Source organism: Chitinimonas taiwanensis DSM 18899, assembly GCF_900119825.1.
In the GTDB taxonomy this organism is placed as follows: Bacteria; Pseudomonadota; Gammaproteobacteria; order Burkholderiales; family Chitinimonadaceae; genus Chitinimonas; species Chitinimonas taiwanensis.
In genome coordinates, this window is record NZ_FPKR01000013.1 from 24,150 (window position 1) to 44,952 (window position 20,803).

Annotated in this window: 21 protein-coding genes; 9 read left to right on the forward strand and 12 right to left on the reverse strand. The window is 62.3% G+C overall.

The window, feature by feature from the left end; translation table 11 throughout:
- Window positions 1-45 precede the first annotated feature (45 nt).
- Window positions 46-1,107 carry a lipopolysaccharide heptosyltransferase I gene (waaC, locus tag BT173_RS15610; protein ID WP_084658708.1) on the forward strand — a complete coding sequence of 354 codons (1,062 nt, stop codon included), beginning with the start codon at window positions 46-48 and terminating at the stop codon, window positions 1,105-1,107.
- Here the strand turns inward: waaC and BT173_RS15615 are convergent.
- From BT173_RS15615 to BT173_RS15630, 5 genes are all read right to left on the reverse strand, one after another.
- The gene (locus BT173_RS15615; protein WP_072429605.1) at window positions 1,094-1,681 is read right to left on the reverse strand and encodes an LOG family protein; all 588 of its coding nucleotides are present in this window, start codon (window positions 1,679-1,681) and stop codon (window positions 1,094-1,096) included. The two genes, waaC and BT173_RS15615, sit on opposite strands and share 14 nt — an antisense overlap.
- 2 nt (window positions 1,682-1,683) lie before the next feature.
- Complete coding sequence (locus BT173_RS15620; protein WP_072429606.1) at window positions 1,684-2,064, reverse strand: nuclear transport factor 2 family protein; 381 nt, start codon at window positions 2,062-2,064, stop codon at window positions 1,684-1,686.
- Between the two features lie 2 nt (window positions 2,065-2,066).
- Window positions 2,067-3,140, reverse strand: coding sequence for a prephenate dehydratase (gene pheA, locus BT173_RS15625; protein ID WP_072429607.1), 1,074 nt, complete (start codon window positions 3,138-3,140; stop codon window positions 2,067-2,069).
- A 148-nt stretch (window positions 3,141-3,288) separates the two neighbouring features.
- Window positions 3,289-3,411: a hypothetical protein gene (locus BT173_RS19960; protein WP_281247379.1), complete on the reverse strand. Its 123-nt coding sequence runs from the start codon at window positions 3,409-3,411 to the stop codon at window positions 3,289-3,291.
- A complete protein-coding gene (locus BT173_RS15630; protein WP_072429608.1) occupies window positions 3,408-4,607 on the reverse strand; it encodes an MFS transporter in 1,200 nt (399 codons plus the stop codon). The genes BT173_RS19960 and BT173_RS15630 overlap by 4 nt, the downstream gene beginning before the upstream one ends.
- Before the next feature lie 188 nt (window positions 4,608-4,795).
- Here BT173_RS15630 and BT173_RS15635 point away from each other — a divergent pair, with 188 nt between their 5' ends.
- Window positions 4,796-5,764, forward strand: a complete 969-nt coding sequence (locus BT173_RS15635; protein WP_072429609.1) for a GlxA family transcriptional regulator — start codon at window positions 4,796-4,798, stop codon at window positions 5,762-5,764.
- A gap of 75 nt (window positions 5,765-5,839) precedes the next feature.
- Here the strand turns inward: BT173_RS15635 and serC are convergent, their stop codons facing one another.
- From serC to gyrA, 4 genes are all read right to left on the reverse strand, one after another.
- A complete protein-coding gene (gene serC / locus BT173_RS15640) occupies window positions 5,840-6,925 on the reverse strand; it encodes a 3-phosphoserine/phosphohydroxythreonine transaminase (RefSeq protein WP_072429610.1) in 1,086 nt (361 codons plus the stop codon).
- Between the two features lie 91 nt (window positions 6,926-7,016).
- The gene (locus BT173_RS15645; RefSeq protein ID WP_072429611.1) at window positions 7,017-7,448 is read right to left on the reverse strand and encodes a PaaI family thioesterase; all 432 of its coding nucleotides are present in this window, start codon (window positions 7,446-7,448) and stop codon (window positions 7,017-7,019) included.
- Window position 7,449: 1 nt separating this feature from the next.
- Window positions 7,450-7,926, reverse strand: a complete 477-nt coding sequence (locus BT173_RS15650) for a PaaI family thioesterase (protein ID WP_072429612.1) — start codon at window positions 7,924-7,926, stop codon at window positions 7,450-7,452.
- Between the two features lie 47 nt (window positions 7,927-7,973).
- The gene (gene gyrA / locus BT173_RS15655) at window positions 7,974-10,601 is read right to left on the reverse strand and encodes a DNA gyrase subunit A (RefSeq protein WP_072429613.1); all 2,628 of its coding nucleotides are present in this window, start codon (window positions 10,599-10,601) and stop codon (window positions 7,974-7,976) included.
- Between the two features lie 187 nt (window positions 10,602-10,788).
- Between gyrA and BT173_RS15660 the strand changes: the two genes are divergently transcribed.
- The 4 genes from BT173_RS15660 (at window position 10,789) to serS (ending at window position 15,031) form a co-directional block, all read left to right on the forward strand.
- On the forward strand, window positions 10,789-11,499 hold the full coding sequence (locus BT173_RS15660; protein ID WP_072429614.1) for an OmpA family protein: 711 nt from the start codon (window positions 10,789-10,791) through the stop codon (window positions 11,497-11,499).
- A gap of 136 nt (window positions 11,500-11,635) precedes the next feature.
- Window positions 11,636-12,235 carry an outer membrane lipoprotein periplasmic chaperone LolA gene (gene lolA, locus BT173_RS15665; protein WP_072429615.1) on the forward strand — a complete coding sequence of 200 codons (600 nt, stop codon included), beginning with the start codon at window positions 11,636-11,638 and terminating at the stop codon, window positions 12,233-12,235.
- 88 nt (window positions 12,236-12,323) lie between these two features.
- On the forward strand, window positions 12,324-13,649 hold the full coding sequence (locus BT173_RS15670) for a replication-associated recombination protein A (RefSeq protein WP_072429616.1): 1,326 nt from the start codon (window positions 12,324-12,326) through the stop codon (window positions 13,647-13,649).
- A 101-nt stretch (window positions 13,650-13,750) separates the two neighbouring features.
- Window positions 13,751-15,031: a serine--tRNA ligase gene (gene serS / locus BT173_RS15675; protein ID WP_072429617.1), complete on the forward strand. Its 1,281-nt coding sequence runs from the start codon at window positions 13,751-13,753 to the stop codon at window positions 15,029-15,031.
- Window positions 15,032-15,091: 60 nt separating this feature from the next.
- Here serS and BT173_RS15680 read toward each other — a convergent pair whose 3' ends face one another.
- The 3 genes from BT173_RS15680 to BT173_RS15690 form a co-directional block, all read right to left on the reverse strand.
- Entirely contained in the window at window positions 15,092-15,295 is a 204-nt protein-coding gene (locus tag BT173_RS15680; RefSeq protein ID WP_072429618.1) for a DUF3460 family protein, read from the reverse strand.
- 105 nt (window positions 15,296-15,400) lie between these two features.
- Window positions 15,401-16,582 carry an acetyl-CoA C-acetyltransferase gene (locus tag BT173_RS15685; protein WP_072429619.1) on the reverse strand — a complete coding sequence of 394 codons (1,182 nt, stop codon included), beginning with the start codon at window positions 16,580-16,582 and terminating at the stop codon, window positions 15,401-15,403.
- A gap of 119 nt (window positions 16,583-16,701) precedes the next feature.
- Window positions 16,702-18,453: a PHA/PHB synthase family protein gene (locus BT173_RS15690; RefSeq protein WP_245794195.1), complete on the reverse strand. Its 1,752-nt coding sequence runs from the start codon at window positions 18,451-18,453 to the stop codon at window positions 16,702-16,704.
- A gap of 312 nt (window positions 18,454-18,765) precedes the next feature.
- On the opposite strand from BT173_RS15690, the gene BT173_RS15695 reads away from it, so the two are divergent.
- The 3 genes from BT173_RS15695 (at window position 18,766) to bfr (ending at window position 20,756) form a co-directional block, all read left to right on the forward strand.
- Window positions 18,766-19,818, forward strand: coding sequence for a serine hydrolase (locus tag BT173_RS15695; protein ID WP_072429621.1), 1,053 nt, complete (start codon window positions 18,766-18,768; stop codon window positions 19,816-19,818).
- 137 nt (window positions 19,819-19,955) lie between these two features.
- Window positions 19,956-20,168 (forward strand): bacterioferritin-associated ferredoxin, encoded by a 213-nt coding sequence (locus BT173_RS15700; RefSeq protein ID WP_072429622.1) that lies wholly within the window; start codon window positions 19,956-19,958, stop codon window positions 20,166-20,168.
- A 108-nt stretch (window positions 20,169-20,276) separates the two neighbouring features.
- A complete protein-coding gene (gene bfr / locus BT173_RS15705; RefSeq protein ID WP_072429623.1) occupies window positions 20,277-20,756 on the forward strand; it encodes a bacterioferritin in 480 nt (159 codons plus the stop codon).
- Window positions 20,757-20,803: the final 47 nt, after the last annotated feature.

Here is a 20,803-nt window from a genome sequence, read left to right on the forward strand (position 1 = left end):
CCCCTAAGCTGACCGCTATTCCTGGTCAGCCTAGGGAGTGCCGCCATGGCGCTATTGAAGCTCGCAAGCGGGCAAGACCCAGCCCTTCTCCACCCCAACGCCTCAAACGGTGTGCTGGCGGCAGGCCAGACGCCGCGCCGTGTGCTGCTGGTCAAACTATCGGCCATGGGTGACCAGGTCTGCCTGGCTGCCGCGGTACGCGATATCCGCCGCCGCTGGCCTGCCGTCGAGATCGACTGGGCGGTGGACGAGCGCTTTGCCGATATCGCGCGCTTGCACCGCGATGTAAAGCAGGTGTTCGCGCTACCAATCAAACGCTGCCAGCGCGGCTGGCGCCTGCGCCAGAACCGCCGCGATCTGTTCCAGGCGCTGCTGGCGTTGCGTCGCCAGCACTACGATCTGGTGCTCGATGCGCAGGGCTTGTGGAAGAGCGCGCTGATTGCGCGCCTGGCGCGCAGCCCGCTACGGGTCGGCTTCCAACGCCAGGCCTGCGGCGAGCGCCCGGCCGCGCTGTTCTACACCCATCACCATCAACCTAGCCGCTCTGCGGCGGTGGCGCGCCTGCGCGATCTGGCCGCCTTTGCCCTGGGCAGCCAGCCCTATGCGCCGCTCGATTACGGCTTGGCCGCAATGCCGATGCCGGAGAACAGCACGCCCAGCCGGCGCATCGCACTCTGCCATGCGGCCTCGAAGGCGGAAAAGCGCTGGGAAGATGGGGAATGGGTCAAGCTCGGTCGGGCCCTGGCCGCGCGCGGCTTTCAGCTGGTGCTGCCCTGGGGTACGCAGGCGGAACAGCAACACGCCAAGGTGCTGGCCGACGCGATTGGCGCGCAATACTGCGAGATCCTGCCCTATACGCAGCTGGCGGACTGGCCGGCCGTGTTGGCCAGCTTACGCCTGCTGATCGGGGTGGACAGCGGCCTTCTGCATCTGGCGGCCGCGCACGGCCTGCCCACTGTGGGCATCTTCGTGAGCACCCATACCGATCTGTTCAGCCCACTGCCCGGCCGCGGCCTGGCCTTGGGGCTGCCTGGCCCGCTACCCGATAGCTCGGCGGTGCTGCAGGCGGCCAGCCGCTGGCTGCCCGCTGAGCTCAGCCCTGGCTGAACGCCACCTTGCTGGCCCAGTCGCCCTGCGGTGCCTGGTGGGCGCGCATCAGTGCGAGCAGGGTCTCGGGTGTATCGGCCACATGGAAAAGCTGGCGGTGCGCGCTGCGCACAAAGCCCTCCTCCTCGGCCTGCTTGATCCAGGCCAGCAGCGGATCGAAATAGCCGTTCACATTGAGCAGACCGATTGGCTTGGCATGGATATGCAGCTGCGCCCAGGTCATGATCTCGAACAGCTCGTCCAGCGTGCCAAAGCCGCCAGGCAGCGCGATAAAGCCATCAGCACGCTCGGCCATCAGCGCCTTGCGGCTATGCATGCTGTCCACTTCGATCAGCTCGGTGCTGTCCGGGTGGGCCAGCTCCTTTTCCACCATGAAGCTCGGGATCACGCCCAGGGTCTGGCCGCCGCGCGCCAGCACCGCATCGGCCACCACGCCCATCAGGCCGACCTTGCCGCCGCCCCAGACCAGCTCCAGCTGCTGCTCGGCTAGGGTATGGCCGAGCGCAGTGGCAGCCGCCTGATAGACGGGGCGATTACCGAAGGCGGCACCGCAAAATACACAGATGGCACGCATGACTACTCGCTGAAAGGCTGGACGAGATGACGCCGGTTGGCCGGCGCCGGATAGGGATCGGGCCAGAATTCGCGCTGGTGCACGATCTTGCCTGCACGCACCGTGCTGAAGGTAATGGCCCGCGCATGCTGCACGCCATCGCTGACGCGCACCTCGCTGACTGCCTGCTCGGCATCGCCCACGATGCGCAGCACCTCGAACTGCCAGCGCCCATGGGCGGGGTACTCGCGATTGAGCTGGGCAAAGCGGGCTGGCCCAAGCACCGATTCCTGCGATTGCGGCCAGTCGAGCCGGTAATCGTCGGCCAAGAGCTCGGCCGCGTAGGCAAAATCATTGCTCTGCATGCGCTGCCAGAAGGCGGCAACCAGCTCGACCGCGCCCATGCTTACAGCACCGCGACCGGATAGGCGCCAAGCACCTTCACGAAGGCGGCGCGCTCGCGCAGCGCCTCCAGCGTATTCTGTACGCGTGCCTCGCTGGTATGGCCTTCGATATCGACGAAGAACAGGTATTCCCACAGCCCGGTACGCGAAGGACGCGATTCGAACTTGGTCATCGAGACACCGTTCTCGGCCAAGGGGCTGAGCAGCTGGTGCACGGCGCCCGGCTTATTCTGGGCCGACATGACCAGGCTGGTCTTGTCGCGGCCGCTGGCATTGGTGTCGTGGTAGCCGAGCACCAGAAAGCGCGTGGTGTTATTCGGTTCATCTTCAATATTCTCGGCCAGCTTGTGCAGGCCGAAGCGCTCAGCCGCCGCATCACCAGCAATCGCCGCACAATGGGCATCCAGGCTGGCCAGACGCGCCGCCTCGGCATTCGAGGACACCGACACGCGCTCCACCTCGACCGGCAGATTGTCGTTCAGCCATTCATGGCACTGCGCGAGGCTCTGCGCATGCGAATACACGCGGCGTATGCCGGCCAGGCCCGCCTCGCGGCGCAGCAGATGGTGATGGATGCGCAGCTCGACCTCACCGCAAACCTTGAGCGGGGTGCTGACCATCAGGTCCAGCGTACGCCCCACCGCACCCTCGGTGGAGTTCTCCACCGGCGCCACCACATAATCGGCCGCGCCCGCTTCCACCACGCGGAAGGCCTCGTCGATAGACGCGCAGGCCTGAGTGACCGCGGCATGGCCGAACTGCTTGATGGCGGCCGACTGGCTGAAGGTGCCTTCCGGCCCCAGATAGGCAATGGTCAGCGGCCGCTCGATGGACAGGCAGGCGGACATGATTTCGCGGAACAGCTTGGCCACCGACTCATCGGGCAGCGGGCCGCTGTTCAGCTGCTTGATGCGCGCCAGCACCTGGGCCTCGCGCTCGGGCCGGTAGACGAGGCCACCGCCCTTCAGTTCGCCAATCGCGCGCGCGTGACCGGCGCGCTGATTCAGCATGGCAAGGATTTGTGCATCGAGCGCGTCGATGGCATCGCGATGGGATTTGAGGATTTCGTCAGACATGCTGGCCCGGTTTCGCTATGCGCCGAGACTGGCGCGGGGAGTGGCGAGCATAACATGGCTATTCAGGCCGCCTTTATGCCCGCTAACACTAAGCGTGGATGCGCTGGGTTTGCTGGGCGGTGGCCGGCACGCGGCACCCGTGCGGCGCTTAAAAGCCGCACAGCGCCCACAAATTGGCCAGCGTGACCTGGCTGGCCGGGCTCAGATAGGCCACGAACACCAGGCCAAGCACCAGGGCGATCAGCACGCCGCGCCACCAAGACGGTTTCATGCGAGCTGCACCGCCGGGCGGGCAATCGCGCGTTCCTGAATCGGCCAGTTGACCACAGCCGCCAGCACGCCAAGCGCAATCGAGATATACCAGACGATGTTGTAGGACCCCGTGTGGTCATACAACCAGCCGCCAAGCCAGACGCCGAGGAAGCTGCCGATCTGGTGCGAGAAGAACACGAAGCCCGACAACATGCCCAGATGCTTGACGCCGAAGATGGTGGCAATCACCCCATTGGTCAGCGGCACGGTGGACAGCCACAGAAAGCCCATCGCCGCGGCGAACAGCCACACGCTCCAGGCCGACAGCGGCGCGAGCAGGAAGAGCGTGATCGCCACGGCGCGGGCCAGGTAGATAAAGGACAGCAGGTATTTCTTGGTGAAACGCGCGCCAAGCTGGCCGGCCGTATAGGTGCCAAACACATTGAATAGGCCGATCAGGGCCAAGGCACCGGCCGCCACGCTAGCCGGTAGGCCGAAATCCTTCAGATAGGCGGGCAGGTGCACGCCGATGAACACCACCTGGAAGCCGCACACAAAGTAACCGGCCATCAGCATCTGGAAGCTCGGGTAGCGGAAGGCTTCGCGCGCGGCCGCCCACACGCTCTGGCTGCCGGCCGCGTGGGCGGGCAGCGGTGCCTCGCGCAGGCCGCGCGCGGCCGGAATGATCAGTAGCGACATGGCCGACAGGATCAGCAGGGCATTGATCCAGCCCACGCCGCCGATCAATTGCTGCTCGATCGGCACCATCAGAAACTGGCCGAAGCTGCCGGCCGCCGACGCGAGCCCCATCGCCTGCGAGCGCTGATTCTCTGGCACCGCGCGGCCGATGACGCCGAACACGATGCTATAGGTGGAACCGGACAGTGCGAGCCCCAGCAGCAGGCCGGCCGAGGCGGAGAACAGCAGACCGCTGCTGGATACCGTCATCAGCGCCAAGCCGGCCGCATACAGCAGCGCGCCCACCACCAGCACGCGCACCGCGCCAAAGCGGTCGGCCAGCGCGCCGGTAAACGGCTGGGCCAGGCCCCAGACCAGGTTCTGTAGGCCCAGGGCAAAGGCGAACACCTCGCGCGTCCAGCCGAAATCGGCCGTCATCGGCTGCAGAAAGAAACCGAAACCATGCCGTATGCCCATCGACAGGGACACGATAATGCCGGCGCACAGCAGCACACGGCGAACAGCGGGCGTATTCATGCGGGAAACTCCGTTGGGGATGGCTGCACTGTGCGCCGCCCGGCCGGGCGCGCCAAGAGACAGTCGGGGCCAAGCGCACCGTCACAGCACCGCGCGGGGCGGATTTGGCAGAAAATGACGCAAGATTGGCATTTCAGCCAAAGTAGCCGGCGGCAAGCTGGTCCAAGCCCACCCTCAGGAGCCCCATCATGTCTCACCGCCCGCCGCGCCATGTGCTGTTCATGCTTTGCGACAAAGTCAATGTGCTGGACGTGACCGGCCCCTTGGAGGTGCTGTCCCAGCCCTGCCGCCTACAAGCCGACGCACCGCCCTACCGGATCACAGTGGCCTCGCTACAGGGCGGGCTGATCACTACCTCGGCCGGCCTGCGCCTCGATACCGTGCCGATCGCCAGTGTCGAGATGCGCAGCGTGCACACGCTGATCCTGCCTGGCGGTGGCGCCGGCTATGTGCCGTTTGCACCGCAGGCGCTGGTGGACTGGATCAGCATGCACGCCAGCGGCATCGCACGCATCTGCTCGACCTGTACCGGCGCCTTCACCCTGGCGGCCACGGGTCTGTTGGCTGGGCGACGCGTGACCACCCACTGGCTGGCCGGCGCGAATCTGCTCGCGCTCGACCCCAGCCTGCAACTGGAGGCCGATGCGCTGTTCGTGGCCGACGGCAAATTCTGGACCGCGGCAGGCGTCTCGGCCGGCATCGATCTGGCCCTGGCCCTGCTGGAAAGCGACCTCGGCCACCAGACCGCCATGCAGGTGGCCCAACGCCTGGTGGTCTTCCTCAAGCGCCCGGGCGGCCAGTCACAGTTTAGCCAGGCACTGCGCCAGCAGAGCCAGGAAGGTGCACTGGCCGATTTGCATGGCTGGATGGCGGCCAATCTGCAGCGCGAGCTAAGCGTGGCCCAGCTGGCCGAGCAGGCTGGCATGAGCGTGCGCAGCTTCGCGCGCCACTACCAGCGCAAGGTCGGCATGACACCGGCCAAGGCCGTGGCCGCCATGCGTTTGGAAGCAGCCAGCCAGGCGCTGGCACATAGCAAGCGGCCGCTGAAGGCGATCGCCGCCGATTGCGGCTTTGGCGATGAGCAGGCCCTGCGACGCGCCTTTCAGCGCCAGTTTGGCATTGCACCGGCCAGCTACCGCGCGCGCTTCGCGGCCTAGCCCCCGGCAGTGCAGGCCGCGCCAAGCATGAAAAACGCCGCGCGAAGGCGGCGTTATCGGGCAGGCGCTCAGCGCTCAGCCATGGTTGCGGGCAAAGTCCTGCATGAAGCTGGTCAAGGCCTTCACGCCTTCCAAGGGCATGGCGTTGTAGATGCTGGCCCGCATGCCGCCGGTGACCCGGTGGCCCTTGATCTGCAGCAGATTGCGCGCGGCGGCCTGCTTGATGAAGTCCTCGTCCAGACGCTCGTCCGCCAGACGGAAGGGCACATTCATACGCGAACGGAACGGCTTTTCCACCGGGCAGTGGTAGAAGCCAGCCGAGGTATCGATGGTTTCGTACAGCAGCGCCGCCTTCTCGATATTGCGCTGCTCGATGGCCTTCAGCCCGCCCTGTCGCTGCATCCACTTGAACACCAGACCCGCCACATACATGGCGAAGGTCGGCGGGGTGTTGTACATCGAGTCGGCCTCGGCCAATACCTTGTAGTCGAACATGGTCGGGGTGCCCGGCAGCGCCTGGCCGAGCAGGTCTTCACGCACGATGACGATGGTCAGCCCGGCCGGGCCGATATTCTTCTGCGCACCGCCGTAGATCAGGCCGAACTGGCTGACATCGACCGGGCGGGACAGGAAGTTGGACGACATATCACAGACCAGCGGTACATCGCCGGTATGCGGAACGAAGGGGAACTCCACCCCGCTCAGCGTCTCGTTCGAGGTGTAGTGCACATAGGCAGCCTGCGGGTCGAGCTGCCAGTCGCTTTCCGCCGGCACCGCGTTATAGCCTTGCGCTTCACCACTGGCCGCGACGCGCACCTGACCGTATTTGCGCGCTTCCTTCATGGCCAGCTTCGACCAATGGCCGGTCTCGATGAAATCGATGCTGGTTTTCCCACGCAGCAGATTCATCGGCACCATGGCGAACTGGCTGGTGGCGCCGCCTTGCAGGAAGAGCACGCGGTAATTGGCCGGGATGCCCATCACCGCGCGCAGGTCTTCCTCCGCCTCGGCGGCGATCTGCATGAACTCGCGCCCGCGGTGGCTCATCTCCATCACCGACATGCCGCTACCGTGCCAGTCGAGCAGTTCCTTCTGCACTTCCAGCAAGACTTCACGGGGTAACACGGCAGGGCCGGCGCTGAAATTGAACACGGGGGTCATGGGAGCTCCAGAGCGTTGAGACAGTATTCAGACAAGGCGCACGCCGGCGAGTTTGGCCGCCACGGCGGCCAATATTCACACCGGCATGGCCTCAGGACAGCAGAAAATGCGCGCGCGCCACGGCGACTGGCTTGCTTTCGTCTTCCTGCCAGGCCGTCATGCGCACATTCGCCACCCGCTTACCCTGCTTGGTGATATCGCAGCGCGCGTACAGGCTCTGAGCCTTACCCGAACGCAGGAAGTCGAGCGAGAAATCGATGGTACGCGGCACCTCACTCGATTCACGCGCCCACACCAGATGCAGGAGCGCGGCGTTTTCCAGGAAACCGCCGATGGCTCCGCCATGCAGGGCGGGCAGATGTTCATTGCCGATATTGTGCTGGCTGAAGGGCAGCTCGAACAAAGGCTGGCCCTGATCTTCGCGCATCACCACGCCCAGCAGCTGGGCATAGGGAATCTGCTCGATCAGGCGTGAGTAATCGCCCGATTCCTTGGCAGCCTGCAGGTTTTCCAGTTGCACCATCTCAGCCTCCCTTCTTCGAGCCCAGCTGGGCCTGGCTGGATTCACGCATAAAGGTGCCGACGCCATGGGCAATCGGCTGATCGTTACCTTCCTGATAGGCGGTCGCGCGGGTAAAGGCGATCTGGCGACCCAGGCGATAGCACTCGGCCGTGCAATACACGGGCTGGCCCGGCGTGGCGCCGCGCAGATAGTCGATACGCAGGTCCAGCGTGGCAATCGCCTCACGCTCGGCCAGCAGGGAGAACACCGACAGCGCGCTGGTGGTGTCGATCAGGGAAGTCATCACCCCGCCATGCAGCACACCGGTGCGCGGGTTGCCCACCAGGGCGGTGTTGTACGGCAGGCGCAGCGTGGCACGCCCGCGCTCACCGTTCACGAACTCCAGGCCGATGGTAGCCGAATGCGGAATCTGGCAGAACCAGCGCGCCACATCATCGAACAGGGCCGGATTGAGTACCGGCAAGGGTAGGTTTTGCATCTCAAGCGCTTTCCACGGGCTGCCCTCGCAGGCAGCCCCTATCAAAATCAGGCCGCTTCGCCGCCACCGCCATCGGTGGCTGCTGCGTCACCCAACTCCTCCACGCCTTCTTGTTGTTCTGCTTCTTCTTCGTCATCGGCATCCGCCACCTTGACGATGCCCGACAGGGTTTCACCCGCATCCAGATTGATCAGACGCACACCCTGGGCGCTACGGCCGGTTTCGCGCACTTCCTTGACCGCGGTACGGATCAGCACGCCGCCGGTGGTGATCAGCATCAGCCCGTCTGCCTCGGTCACCAGACTGGCCGCCACCAGCTTGAAGCCGGTCTTCTCGGTCAGGTCCATGGCGATCACGCCCTGAGTGCCGCGGCTGGTGTGGCGGAATTCGCTGATCTGGGTGCGCTTGCCATAACCGCCATCGCTGGCAGTCAGCACCTGCCAGTCTTCCGAATCGGCCACCAAGAGCGAGATCACGTCCTGGCCATCGGCCAGGGTCATACCGCGCACACCACGGGTATCGCGGCCCATCGGGCGCACATCGTTCTCGTCAAAGCGCACGGCCTTGCCGCCCGAGGAGAACAGCATGACCTGATGACTGCCGGCTGTGATCGCCACGCCAACCAGCTGATCGCCCTCATCCAGTGCCACGGCGATGATGCCGAGCTTACGCGGGTTGGAGAAGGCCGACAGCGGGGTCTTCTTCACCGTGCCACGCTGGGTGGCCATGAACACGTAGTGGTCGTCGGAGAATTCCTTCACCGGCAGGATGGCATTGATCTTCTCGCCGTCCTGCAGCGGCAGCAGGTTGACGATGGGACGACCGCGCGAGGCACGCCCACCCTGGGGTACGTCATACACCTTCATCCAGTACACACGCCCCAGCGAGCTGAAGCACAGGATGTAATCGTGGGTATTGGCCACGAACAGATTGTCGATAAAGTCGTCTTCCTTGGTCGCCGCCGCCTGCTTGCCGCGCCCGCCGCGCTTTTGCGCGCGGTATTCGTCCAGCGGCTGGGCCTTCATATAGCCGGTGTGCGACAGGGTGACCACCATCTCCTGCGGAGTGATCAGGTCCTCGAGGCTGATATCTTCGCCAAACGGCACGATCTCGGACTTGCGCGCGTCACCGAACTGGAGCTTCAGCTCGTTCAGCTCATTGGCAATGATCTCGGTGATGCGCTCGGCGCGGGCCAGGATGTCAAGCAGGTCGACGATCTTGTCCATGATTTCGCGGTACTCGGCTTCGAGCTTGTCCTGCTCAAGGCCGGTCAGGCGCTGCAGGCGCATATCCAGAATCGCCTGGGCCTGAGCGTCGGACAGGCGATAGCCATTGCCCTTCAGGCCAAATTCCTTGGACAGCCACTCCGGACGTGCTTCATCGCTGGCCACGCGGGACAGCAGCTCTTCCACCAGGGTCGAGCGCCATTCGCGCGACATCAGCGCCACCTTGGCCTCGGGCGGCGTGGCCGCAGCCTTGATCAGGGCGATCACTTCGTCCACGTTCGACAACGCCACCGCCAGGCCTTCCAGCGTATGGGCACGATCGCGCGCCTTCTTCAGCTCGAACACCGTGCGCCGGGTCACCACTTCGCGGCGGTGACGCAGGAAGGCTTCCAGAATCTGCTTGAGGTTCAGGAGGCGCGGCTGGCCATCGACCAGGGCCACCATATTCATGCCAAAGCTCGACTGCAGCTCAGTCTGCTTGTACAGATGGTTGAGCACCACCTCGGGCAGCTCATTGCGCTTGAGCTCTATATAGATACGCATGCCCGACTTGTCGGACTCGTCGCGCAGATCGGCAATGCCCTCGATCTGCTTATTGCGCACCAGATCGGCAATCTTCTCGATCAGGGTCTTCTTGTTCACCTGATAAGGCAGCTCATCGACGATGATGGCCTGCTTGTCGCGGCTCACCTCTTCGATATGGGTGCGCGCACGCATCACCACGCGGCCACGGCCGGTGCGATAGCCTTCGCGCACGCCGGCAATGCCATAGATGATGCCGGCGGTGGGGAAGTCAGGCGCCGGAATCAGATCGATCAGCTCGTCGATGCTGAGCTCGCTATTGGCCAGCAGGGCCAGTGCGCCATTCACCACTTCGCTCAAATTGTGCGGCGGGATATTGGTGGCCATGCCCACGGCGATACCGGTCGAACCGTTGACCAGCAGATTGGGCAGGCGGGTCGGCAGTACCGAGGGCTCGAGCTCCTTGCCGTCGTAGTTGGGCACGAAATCGACGGTTTCCTTGTCGATATCCGCCAGCAGCTCGACCGAGATCTTGTCCATGCGGCACTCGGTGTAACGCATGGCCGCCGCGCTATCGCCGTCGATCGAGCCGAAGTTGCCCTGCCCATCCACCAGCGTGTAACGCAGCGAGAAGTCCTGCGCCATCCGAACCAGAGTGTCGTAAATCGCGCTATCACCGTGCGGGTGATACTTACCCATCACGTCACCCACGATGCGCGCGCACTTCACATAAGGCCGGTTCCAGACGTTATTGGCCTCCTGCATGGCGAACAAAACCCGGCGATGTACCGGCTTCAAACCATCCCGAACGTCCGGTAGCGCGCGGCCCACGATCACGCTCATGGCGTAATCGAGGTAGGAGCGGCGCATTTCCTCTTCCAAGCTAACCGGAATCGTCTCTTTGGCAAATTGTTGCAAATCGGTCATTTTTTACCGTCTAGGCAGGCGAATTAAGCAAAAATTTTACCACGTGGCGACGCATGGCTCCAATTAAGGCGCAATTGTCATATTCTCCTGATTGCGGCGCATTGAAAGCGTCAAGTAAACTCGGCTCCGATGTGGCACCGGTAATTGTCTGAAGCAAATTCCAATCTCTACCCCATGGAGAATAACTATGAAGATGAAACATACCCTGATTCAGTCGGCCGTTCTGGCCGTGCTCGGTTTCGCTGCAGTTTCCGCCTCGGCCGCCAATGACGGCTACGCCACCGACACCCGCTCGCCTGTCGTGCGCAGCGGCACCGGCCTGTGCTGGCACACCAGCTCCTTCAGCAAGGAAAAGGCCATCGAGGAATGCGATCCGGATCTGGTGCCGAAGAAGGCCGCTCCGGTAGCTGCACCGGCCCCGGCCCCGGTTGTTGAAGCACCGGCCCCGGTCGTGGTGCCCGCTCCGGCTCCTGTCAAGCTGGCTACCCCGAAGAAGCTGGAAACCCTGACCCTGAACGCCGCCGCCCTGTTCGACTTCGGCAAGGCCACCCTGAAGCAGGAAGGTGTTGACGCACTGAACGCCGTGGCAGCCGTGCTGCTCGAGCGCAAGTACGATCCGGCCAAGACCAAGATCGAAGTGGAAGGCCATACCGACCGCATCGGCAAGGCTGAAACCAACCAGAAGCTGTCCGAAGCTCGTGCCAATGCTGCCCGTCAGCAACTGGTCGACAAGGGCGTGCCGGCCGAGATGATCGTGGCCAAGGGCCTGGGTCTGACCGAACCGGTTACCCAACCGGCCGACTGCAAGAAGGTTGCCAAGAACCGCAAGAAGCTGGTCGAGTGCTACGCACCTGACCGTCGCGTCGAAGTGGAAATCTACGCCACCGTCGAGCAGTAAGTCGCACGCCAGCGTGTTGTTCCTCAAAGCCCCGCCCCGTGCGGGGCTTTGTCTTTTGTGCCAGCGCGCGCATTCAGAGGGCATTCAGGCCCCCATGCTAGACTGATGGCCATTCTCCCATGCCGACTTTGCCATCATGCGCCACCTTCTGCTCCTTGCCCTTAGCCTGCCCAGCTTTGCCGGCGGCCTCGATCAGCTCAACCAGTTCCTCGAACAGACCAAGAGTTTCACCGCCGACTTCCAGCAGACCGTCACCCAGAAAGCTGGCAAGCAGCAGCAGGCCGGCGGCAGCATGGCCATCCTACGCCCAGGCCGTTTCGACTGGCGCTACACCAAGCCTTATGAGCAGCGCGTGGTCGGCGATGGCAAGCAGTTGTGGATTCATGACCCAGATCTGAACCAGGTAACCCGCAAGCAACTGGACCGCGCGCTGGGCGACAGCCCGGCGGCCCTCTTGGCCGGCAGCAATGAGCTGAGCAAGTCCTACCAGCTCAGCGAAGCCGGTAAGCGCGATGGGCTGGAATGGGTGGAAGCCACCCCTAAGCAGCGCGACACCGGTTTCGAGCGCGTGCGCATCGGCTTCAAGGAAGCCCAGCCCATGGCGATGGAGCTGGCCGACAGCTTTGGCCAGACCACGCTGATTCGCTTTAGCAAGGTGGTACGCAATCCCAAGCTGGGCGCCGATCGCTTCCAGTTCAGCCCGCCGGCGGGTGCCGACGTAGTCTCGGCCGATTAAGGCGCACATCAGCCTGCAGCAGGCAGCTCGCCTGCTGCACGGCGCCGCCTTCCGTTAAACTGGCGACCTGATTCGTTGTTTGGCCGCCATGTCCGACCTGTTCAAGCAAGACCCGATTCCACCGCTGGCTGAAGCACTGCGCCCGAAAACACTCGATGAAGTGATCGGGCAGCGCCATCTGCTGGGCGAAGGCAAGCCGCTACGACTGGCCTTTCAGTCCGGCAAGCCGCATTCGATGATCCTGTGGGGGCCGCCCGGCGTCGGCAAGACCACGCTGGCGCGGCTGACGGCAAACGCCTTCGACTGCGAATTCATCGCGCTCTCGGCCGTATTCTCCGGCGTCAAGGATATCCGCGGCGCCATGGAGATGGCCGAGCAGAACCTCGCGCAGGGCCATCACACCATCCTGTTCGTGGATGAAATCCACCGCTTCAACAAATCGCAGCAGGATGCGCTGCTGCCCTATGCCGAATCGGGCCTGGTCACCTTTATCGGCGCCACCACCGAAAACCCGTCCTTCGAGGTTAACTCGGCACTGCTGTCACGCGCCCAGGTCTATGTGCTGAAGTCGTTGGATGAGACCGAGCTGCGTCAGCTACTGGCGCGCGCCCAGGCCAGCACGCTGGCCCACCTGAGCTTCGACGAGGTGGCCGTGGACACCCTGGTCGGCTATGCGGACGGCGATGCACGGCGCTTCCTGAACCTACTCGAACAGACGCAGACCGCTGCCATGGCGGCCAAGACCACGCGCATCGATGCGGATTTCGTACAGAACGCGCTGACTCTGAACGCGCGCCGCTTCGACAAGGGCGGCGACAATTTTTACGACCAGATCTCGGCCCTGCACAAATCGGTGCGTGGCTCGAACCCGGATGCCGCGCTGTACTGGCTGACGCGTATGTTGGATGGTGGCGCGGATGCGCGCTATCTGGCGCGGCGCATCGTGCGCATGGCCTGGGAGGACATTGGCCTCGCGGACCCGCGCGCGATGCAGATCGCTAACGATGCCGCCAACACCTATGAAAGACTGGGTTCGCCCGAGGGTGAGCTGGCGCTCGGTCAGGCGGTCATCTACCTCGCCGTCGCCGCCAAGAGCAATGCCGGTTACAAGGCCTATAACCAGGCACGCGCCTTCGTGAAGCAGGACAAATCACGCGAGGTGCCCGTGCATCTGCGCAACGCCCCGACCAAGCTGATGAAGGAACTCGGCTATGGGCATGAATACCGCTATGCCCATGACGAGCCGCATGCTTACGCGGCTGGTGAGCACTATCTGCCGGAGGGCATGGCCGAACCGGGCTGGTACGAGCCGGTCGCGCGCGGCCTGGAGCTCAAGATCGCCGAAAAGCTGCACTTTTTGCGCCAACTGGATGAAGAAGCGCGATCTCGCCAGGACAGCCGCCAGGGCAAATAAGGCTTGGCGCTGTCCGTCCCCTGCCATGGCGGTTAAAATCCGCCCACTTTGCGCACCGCGCCCTTCGCGTCGTACCCACTATTCAGAAAAACAGGTTCGCCATGCTCGATATCCAACAACTTCGCAACGACCTCGACGGCGTTGCCGCACGCCTTGCCCAGCGCGGCTTTGCGCTTGATACGGAAACTTTTGCTGCACTGGAGCAGGAGCGCAAGGCCCTGCAAACGCGTACCCAGGACCTGCAGGCCGAACGCAATGCCAAGTCCAAGGCGATTGGCCAGGCCAAGGCCAAGGGCGAAGATGTCGCCCCCATCATGGCCAGCGTGGCCCATCTCGGCGATGAACTCAAGGCGGCCGAACAGAACCTGGCCGTGCTGCAGGACAAGCTCAACGATATGCTGCTGCGCATCCCCAATCTGCCGCACGAATCGGTGCCGGTGGGCCGCGATGAGAGCGGCAATGTCGAATTGCACCGCTGGGGCACGCCACGCAGCTTCGACTTCACCGTCAAGGACCACGTCGATATCGGCACCCCGCTGGGTCTGGATTTCGAGACAGGCGCCAAGCTGTCCGGCGCACGCTTTACCGTGCTCAAGGGCCAGATTGCCAAGCTGCACCGTGCGCTCGCCCAGTTCATGCTCGATGTACAGACCAATGAGCATGGTTATACCGAGTGCTACACGCCCTATATCGTCAACCCGGAAGTGCTGTTCGGTACCGGCCAGCTGCCCAAATTCGCCGAGGATATGTTCCGCGTCGAGCGCGGCGGTGAGGATGGCCAAACCCAGTACCTGATCTCGACCTCGGAAATCTCGCTGACCAATACCGTGCGCGACAGCGTGCTGCGCCATGACGAGCTGCCGATCAAGCTGACCGCCCACTCGCCCTGCTTCCGCTCGGAAGCTGGCAGCTACGGGCGTGATACGCGCGGCATGATCCGCCAGCACCAGTTCGACAAGGTGGAAATGGTGCAGATTGTGGCGCCGGAACAGTCCTACGCCACGCTGGAGGCGATGCGCGAGCACGCCGAGAACGTGCTGCAAAAGCTTGGCCTGCCCTACCGCGTGGTCACGCTGTGCACGGGTGATATGGGCTTTGGTGCCAGCAAGACCTATGACCTGGAAGTGTGGCTGCCTGCGCAGAACACCTATCGCGAGATCAGCTCGGTTTCCAACTGCGAAGCCTTCCAGGCGCGCCGCATGCAGACCCGCGTCAAGAATGAAGCCGGCAAGAACGAGCTCGTGCACACACTCAATGGCTCGGGTCTGGCCGTAGGCCGCACCCTGGTGGCGGTACTGGAGAACTACCAGAACGCCGATGGTTCGGTCACGGTGCCGGAAGTCCTGCGCCCCTACCTAGGTGGCATCGACAAGCTGGCCTGAGTACCGGTCCGACATGAAAAAAGCGACCCGCAGGTCGCTTTTTTCATGCTTGCTAACAGCTTACTCAGGCTGATAGACATAGGGTTTTTGCTTGACGCGTGCCGCCTCGGCTTCCTGCTGTTGAGCGCGGTCGATTTGCTTATCCCACAGCAGCGCGCGGCCTTCCACCTGGCCCTTGGCAACATCCGGGTTCTTGTCCAGGAATTCACGCAGGAATTGGGTGGTTTCGGAAACGTAGGTAGTGTCTTTGAACAACAAGGCCATGCTGATTACTCCGGCAGATTCAGTGGCGCGATTATACGCATGCGCGCAGTGCGGCAGAAATGAAAAGGCCGGGCACAGGCCCGGCCAAAACACGCCGCCTGCGGCTTAGACGCGTTCGACGCAGAGTGCCACGCCCATGCCACCACCAATACACAGGGTGGCCAGGCCCTTCTTGGCATCGCGGCGGGCCATCTCATGCAGCAGGGTCACCAGCACGCGTGCACCCGAAGCACCGATCGGGTGGCCAAGGGCAATCGCACCGCCATTCACGTTCACCTTGTTCCAGTCCCACTTCAGCTCGCGCGCCACGCCCAGCGCCTGGGCGGCGAAGGCCTCATTGGCTTCGATCAGATCAACCTGGTCCAGAGTCCAGCCCGCACGGGCCAGCGCACGCAGGGTGGCCGGCACCGGGCCCATGCCCATGATGCTCGGTTCCACGCCGCTGGAGGCATAGCCAGCGATACGGGCCAGCGGCTTCAGGCCCAGTTCCTTGGCCTTTTCGGCGCTCATCAGCATCACGGCAGCCGCACCGTCATTCAGGCCCGAGGCATTGCCGGCAGTGACCGAACCCTCTTTGTTGAAGGCTGGGCGCAGCTTCTGCAGCGCGTCCATGGTGGTGCCAGCCTTGATGTACTCATCCGCGGCAAACGCGACCGGGTCGCCCTTACGCTGCGGAATCAGCACCGGCACGATCTCATCGGCGAACTTGCCGGCCTTCTGCGCAGCCTCGGCCTTGTTCTGCGAAGCCAGCGCCAGCTCATCCTGCTCCTGACGGCTGATGCCGTACTTGGCGGCGATATTCTCGGCCGTGACGCCCATGTGGTAGTTGTTGTACACATCGGTCAGACCATCGGCCACCATGCTGTCCACCAGCGTGCCATTGCCCATGCGGATGCCATCACGGCTGTTCATCAATAGGTGCGGGGCCAGCGACATGTTTTCCTGACCGCCAGCGATCACGATGTCGGCATCGCCCGCCAGAATCGACTGCACGGCCAGATGGGTGGCTTTCAGACCCGAGCCGCAGACCTGGTTGATGGTCAGGGCCGGCACGGAGACCGGAATACCGGCCTTGATCAGCGCCTGACGGGCCGGGTTCTGCCCGAGACCGGCCTGCAGCACATTACCCAGAATCACTTCACTGATCTGATCGGCGGCCACGCCGGTCTTTTCCAGCAAGGCCTTGATCACGGTGGCACCAAGCTCGGGCGCGGACACTTTGGCCAGGCTGCCACCGAAAGCACCAATGGCAGTACGCTGGGCTGCAACGATAACGACTTCGGACATGGGACTACTCCTGCTAGGGTGGGGAGGATCGCACCGCGGGCCGGCCAATGCCGGCTCCGGGTGTGATTCGCTTTATTGCACCCCGCAAAAACGGGGTGGCCGGGTTGAAGGGTTGGAGATCAGGCCGCGCCGGCGCCGACCTTGGCTTTCACATAGCTGCCTGGCGCCGCTTCGATGGCCTTGTACTTGGTGTTGCCGGGCTTCTTGGGCGCGGCAATCTGCTTGCCGGATTTCGGAATCAGCCACTGGTCCCAATCCTGCCACCAGCTGCCCGGCCGGCTTTCCGCCTCGGCCAGCCAGGTGTCGGGATCGGCCGGGTAGGCATCATTGACCCAGTAGTTGCGCTTGCCTGGGCCGACCGGGTTGATCGAGCCGGCAATATGACCCGAGGCCCCCAGCACATAGCGCAGCTGCTTGCTACCCAGCAGCTGCGTGCCGCGATAGGCCGACTGCCAGGGCACGATATGGTCCTCGCGCGCGGCAAAGATATAGATGGGCCAATCGTACTCGCGTACATCGACCGGCACGCCACAAACCTGCATCGCACCTGGCTTGGCCAGATTGTTTTCCAGATACATCTGGCGCAGGAAGAAGGTATGCATGGGCAGCGGCAGATTGGCCGAGTCGTTGTTCCAGTACAGGAGATCGAAGGGTGGCGGAGTTTTGCCCTTCAAGTAGTTGTTCACCACATAGTTCCAGATCAGGTCATTGGCACGCAGCATGGCGAAGGCGCGCGCCAACTCCTTGCCACTGATCACGCCACCTTCGGCCAGCTTGGCCTCGCGCGACTTGACCAGGTCCTCATCCACGAACTGCTTGATCTCGCCCGGCTCGGTATGGTCAATCAGCGAGGTCATGAAGGTGACGCTCTCGAACCAGTCCAGCCCGCGCGCCTTCATCACCGCCAGGGTGGTGGTCAGAATCACCCCGCCAATGCAGAAGCCGAGCACATTGAGTTTGTCCTGCTTGCTGATCTCGCGCACCACCTCGGCGGCCTTGATCACACCGTGTTCCACGTAGTCATCCCAAGTGGTCTGGCCGAGCTCTGGGGTGATGCTGCGCCAGGACACCATGAACACCGTGTAACCCTGGGCCACGAAATGGCGCACCATCGAGTTCTCGGGCTGCAGATCCATCAGGTAGTACTTGTTCACTGCCGGCGGTACGAACAGCAGGGGGCGCTCGTAAACCTTCTCGGTGGTTGGCGTGTACTGGATCAGCTGGAACAACTCGCTCTGGAACACCACCGTACCCGGGGTAATCGCCAGATTCTCGCCCACCGCGAACTTCGTCTCATCGGTCATCGAGATATGGCCCTTGGCCATATCTTCCGACAGCTTGCGCATGCCCTCGGCCAGGCTCTCGCCCTTGGTATCGATGGCCAGCTTGATCACTTCCGGATTGGTGAGCGCGAAATTGGAGGGCGACATCGCGTCGATGAACTGCTGGGTGTAGAAACCCACTTTCTCGCGCGTAGCCTCATCCATGGGCACACCATCAACCAGCTCATTCAGCCATTTGGCGCTGAGCAGATAGTGCTGCTTCATGTAATCGAAGAACGGATACTGCGCCCACTCGGGTGCCGCAAAACGCCGATCGCCGCGCGCAGCTGGCTCGGCGGGCTTACTCTGTACACCAAGCAAGCCACTCCACAGATTCATCTGCTGCTGGTAGTAGCTGCTCTGCATGCCCAGGAGTTGCTGGGTATTGCCCATCAGCCCCTGCATGAATTGATCGATTGGCGCCGAAGAAGCGCTATTCGCGACGGGCTGCAAGCCAGCCACGAAGCGTTCAAACAGCTTGCGGTTGCTCTCCGTCAGCGATTGCATGAAATCGTCAAAACGGATCGTGTCGCTATTGGACTGGCTCAATGCTGTCTCCATCTGTCGTTGCGGACCGGATGCGATTTGCTGCAATGCAACAATTCAATCGCGTCCGCATTTTAGACACGCCATGCACAGCCACACAAGCCCGGATTAGTGCTTTACCTCTAGGCGGATTTTCCTCAGGCAAATAACAGAATTGGTTAATATTTTGCATTGCCTCACAAGCTAAGTGCCTAAAAATTAAGCACTCTTTAGAATGCATCTGACAAATCCATGGTTACCCTATGATTTGTATGGATATTCCGGAATCGCCCATGTATTATTTTTGCATTCACTGCCTCTGAACCGAGACGCCGCATGTTGTTACGCCTATCCGCGCTTCTCAGTGCACTTATCGCCGCCAGCCTCGTCGTTCTGCCCATGCAGGTCGAGGCCGCTCAGTCCGCCAAGAAAACAGCCAGCAGCCAGAGCAAGGCGAAGAAAAAGGCAGTGCGTACCAAGCAGGTACGCAAGCAGATCGCCAAGGCCAAGTCCAGCAAGACCCGTATCGTGCGCAAGGGCAAGGCCCGCGAGCTTGCTTATGCGCACAAGCGTGTCAGCAAGATGCGCATCGCCCGCGTGTCCGCACAGCCGTCGACCATGGATGAGCTGGCCTTGTTCTCCAGCGCCGCCGTGGTGGTGAATGCTTTGTCCGGCGAGCGCATCTTCGAGAAGAACGCCCGTGCCGTCGCACCGATTGCCTCGATCACCAAGCTGATGACGGCCATCGTGGCATTGGACATGCATCTGCCACTACATGAGCCGATCACCATCACGGAAGAAGACGTCGATACGCTGAAAAACTCCAGCTCGCGCCTCTTGGTCGGTACGACGCTCACGCGCGGCGAAGTCATGCACCTCGCGCTCATGTCATCTGAAAACCGCGCCGCACATGCCCTGGCACGCACAGCCCCTGGCGGCACCGCCGCCTTCATCGCCCGCATGAACCGCACCGCGCAGTCGTTGGGCATGCAGAACACCCGCTTCCTTGACCCGACCGGGCTCAATAGTGGCAATGTGGCCACGGCGGAAGACCTGATCCGCCTGGTGCAGGCCTCCAATCACTATCCGGAAATCCGCGCCTACTCGACCAGCGAAACCTATAGCTTTATTTCCAGCGTGAACGGGCGCGAGTACCAGTTCAATAACACCAATCCACTGGTGAAGAACAGCACCTGGGAAATCGGCGTCTCCAAGACCGGCTATATCTCGGAAGCTGGCAAATGCTTGGTCATGCAAGCCGTCATCAATGACACGCCTGTCGTCATCGTGTTGCTCGATTCAGCCGGTAAGCTGACCCGTATCGGTGACGCCAACCGGATCAAACGCTGGCTGGAAACCAGCCCGGCCGCCATCTTGCGCGCGGGCTGATTTAGCCCAAACACTATGCAACACCCGCTGCGGCGGGTGTTGTCGTTTATGGATGCCAAGCGGCGCTCAATTAGTACTTGCAGGAAAGAATGAGAATTCATATTATTCGATAAGTATTCTCATTCATGAATCATCCCATGTACGTGTGCATTTGCAACGCCGTTACCGATAAGCAGATCCGCCGCGCCGTGCACAACGGCTGCGACAGTATGCGTGAGCTGCGCATGGAGCTCGGTGTGGCCGCCTGCTGTGGCAAGTGCGCGCCCGATGCCCGCGCGCTGCTGCTCGATAGCAAACGTGAACAGATGACTGCCAGCCCAGGAAACTACATCAGCCTGATCCCTGCCTGAGATCACCGCCTAGAATCGGCACTTGCCGTTACGCACACCCTTAACTAAGTTAATGGGATACGTAGCGGCTTTGCCGCTTTCTGCGCTTGAATCGGCAAGGAGGCCATCATGAAGGGCGATAAGAAAGTCATCAGCTATCTGAACGCAGCACTGAAAAATGAGCTGACCGCCATCAACCAGTATTTCCTGCATGCGCGCATGTTCAAGAACTGGGGCTTCAAGGAACTCAACGAGCACGAGTACCACGAGTCGATCGATGAGATGAAGCACGCTGACCGCTTGATCGAGCGCATCCTGTTCCTGGAAGGGCTGCCCAATCTGCAGGAACTGGGCAAGATCTATATCGGCGAGGATGTGAAGGAGGCACTGCAGTGTGACCTGAAGCTGGAGCTTGAGGCGCTGCCACCACTCAAGGAAGGCATCGCCTACTGCGAGAAAGTGCAGGACTATGTAACACGTGATCTGTTCAAGGACATTCTGGCCAGCGAAGAAGAGCATATCGACTGGCTGGAAACCAATCTGGGCCTGATCGAGCAGATTGGCTACCAGAACTATCTGCAGTCGCAGCTGGGTGAGAGCAGCTCCTAAGACCGCTAAGGCCTTATGGCATCGCCAAACAAAAAGCCACCCTCGCG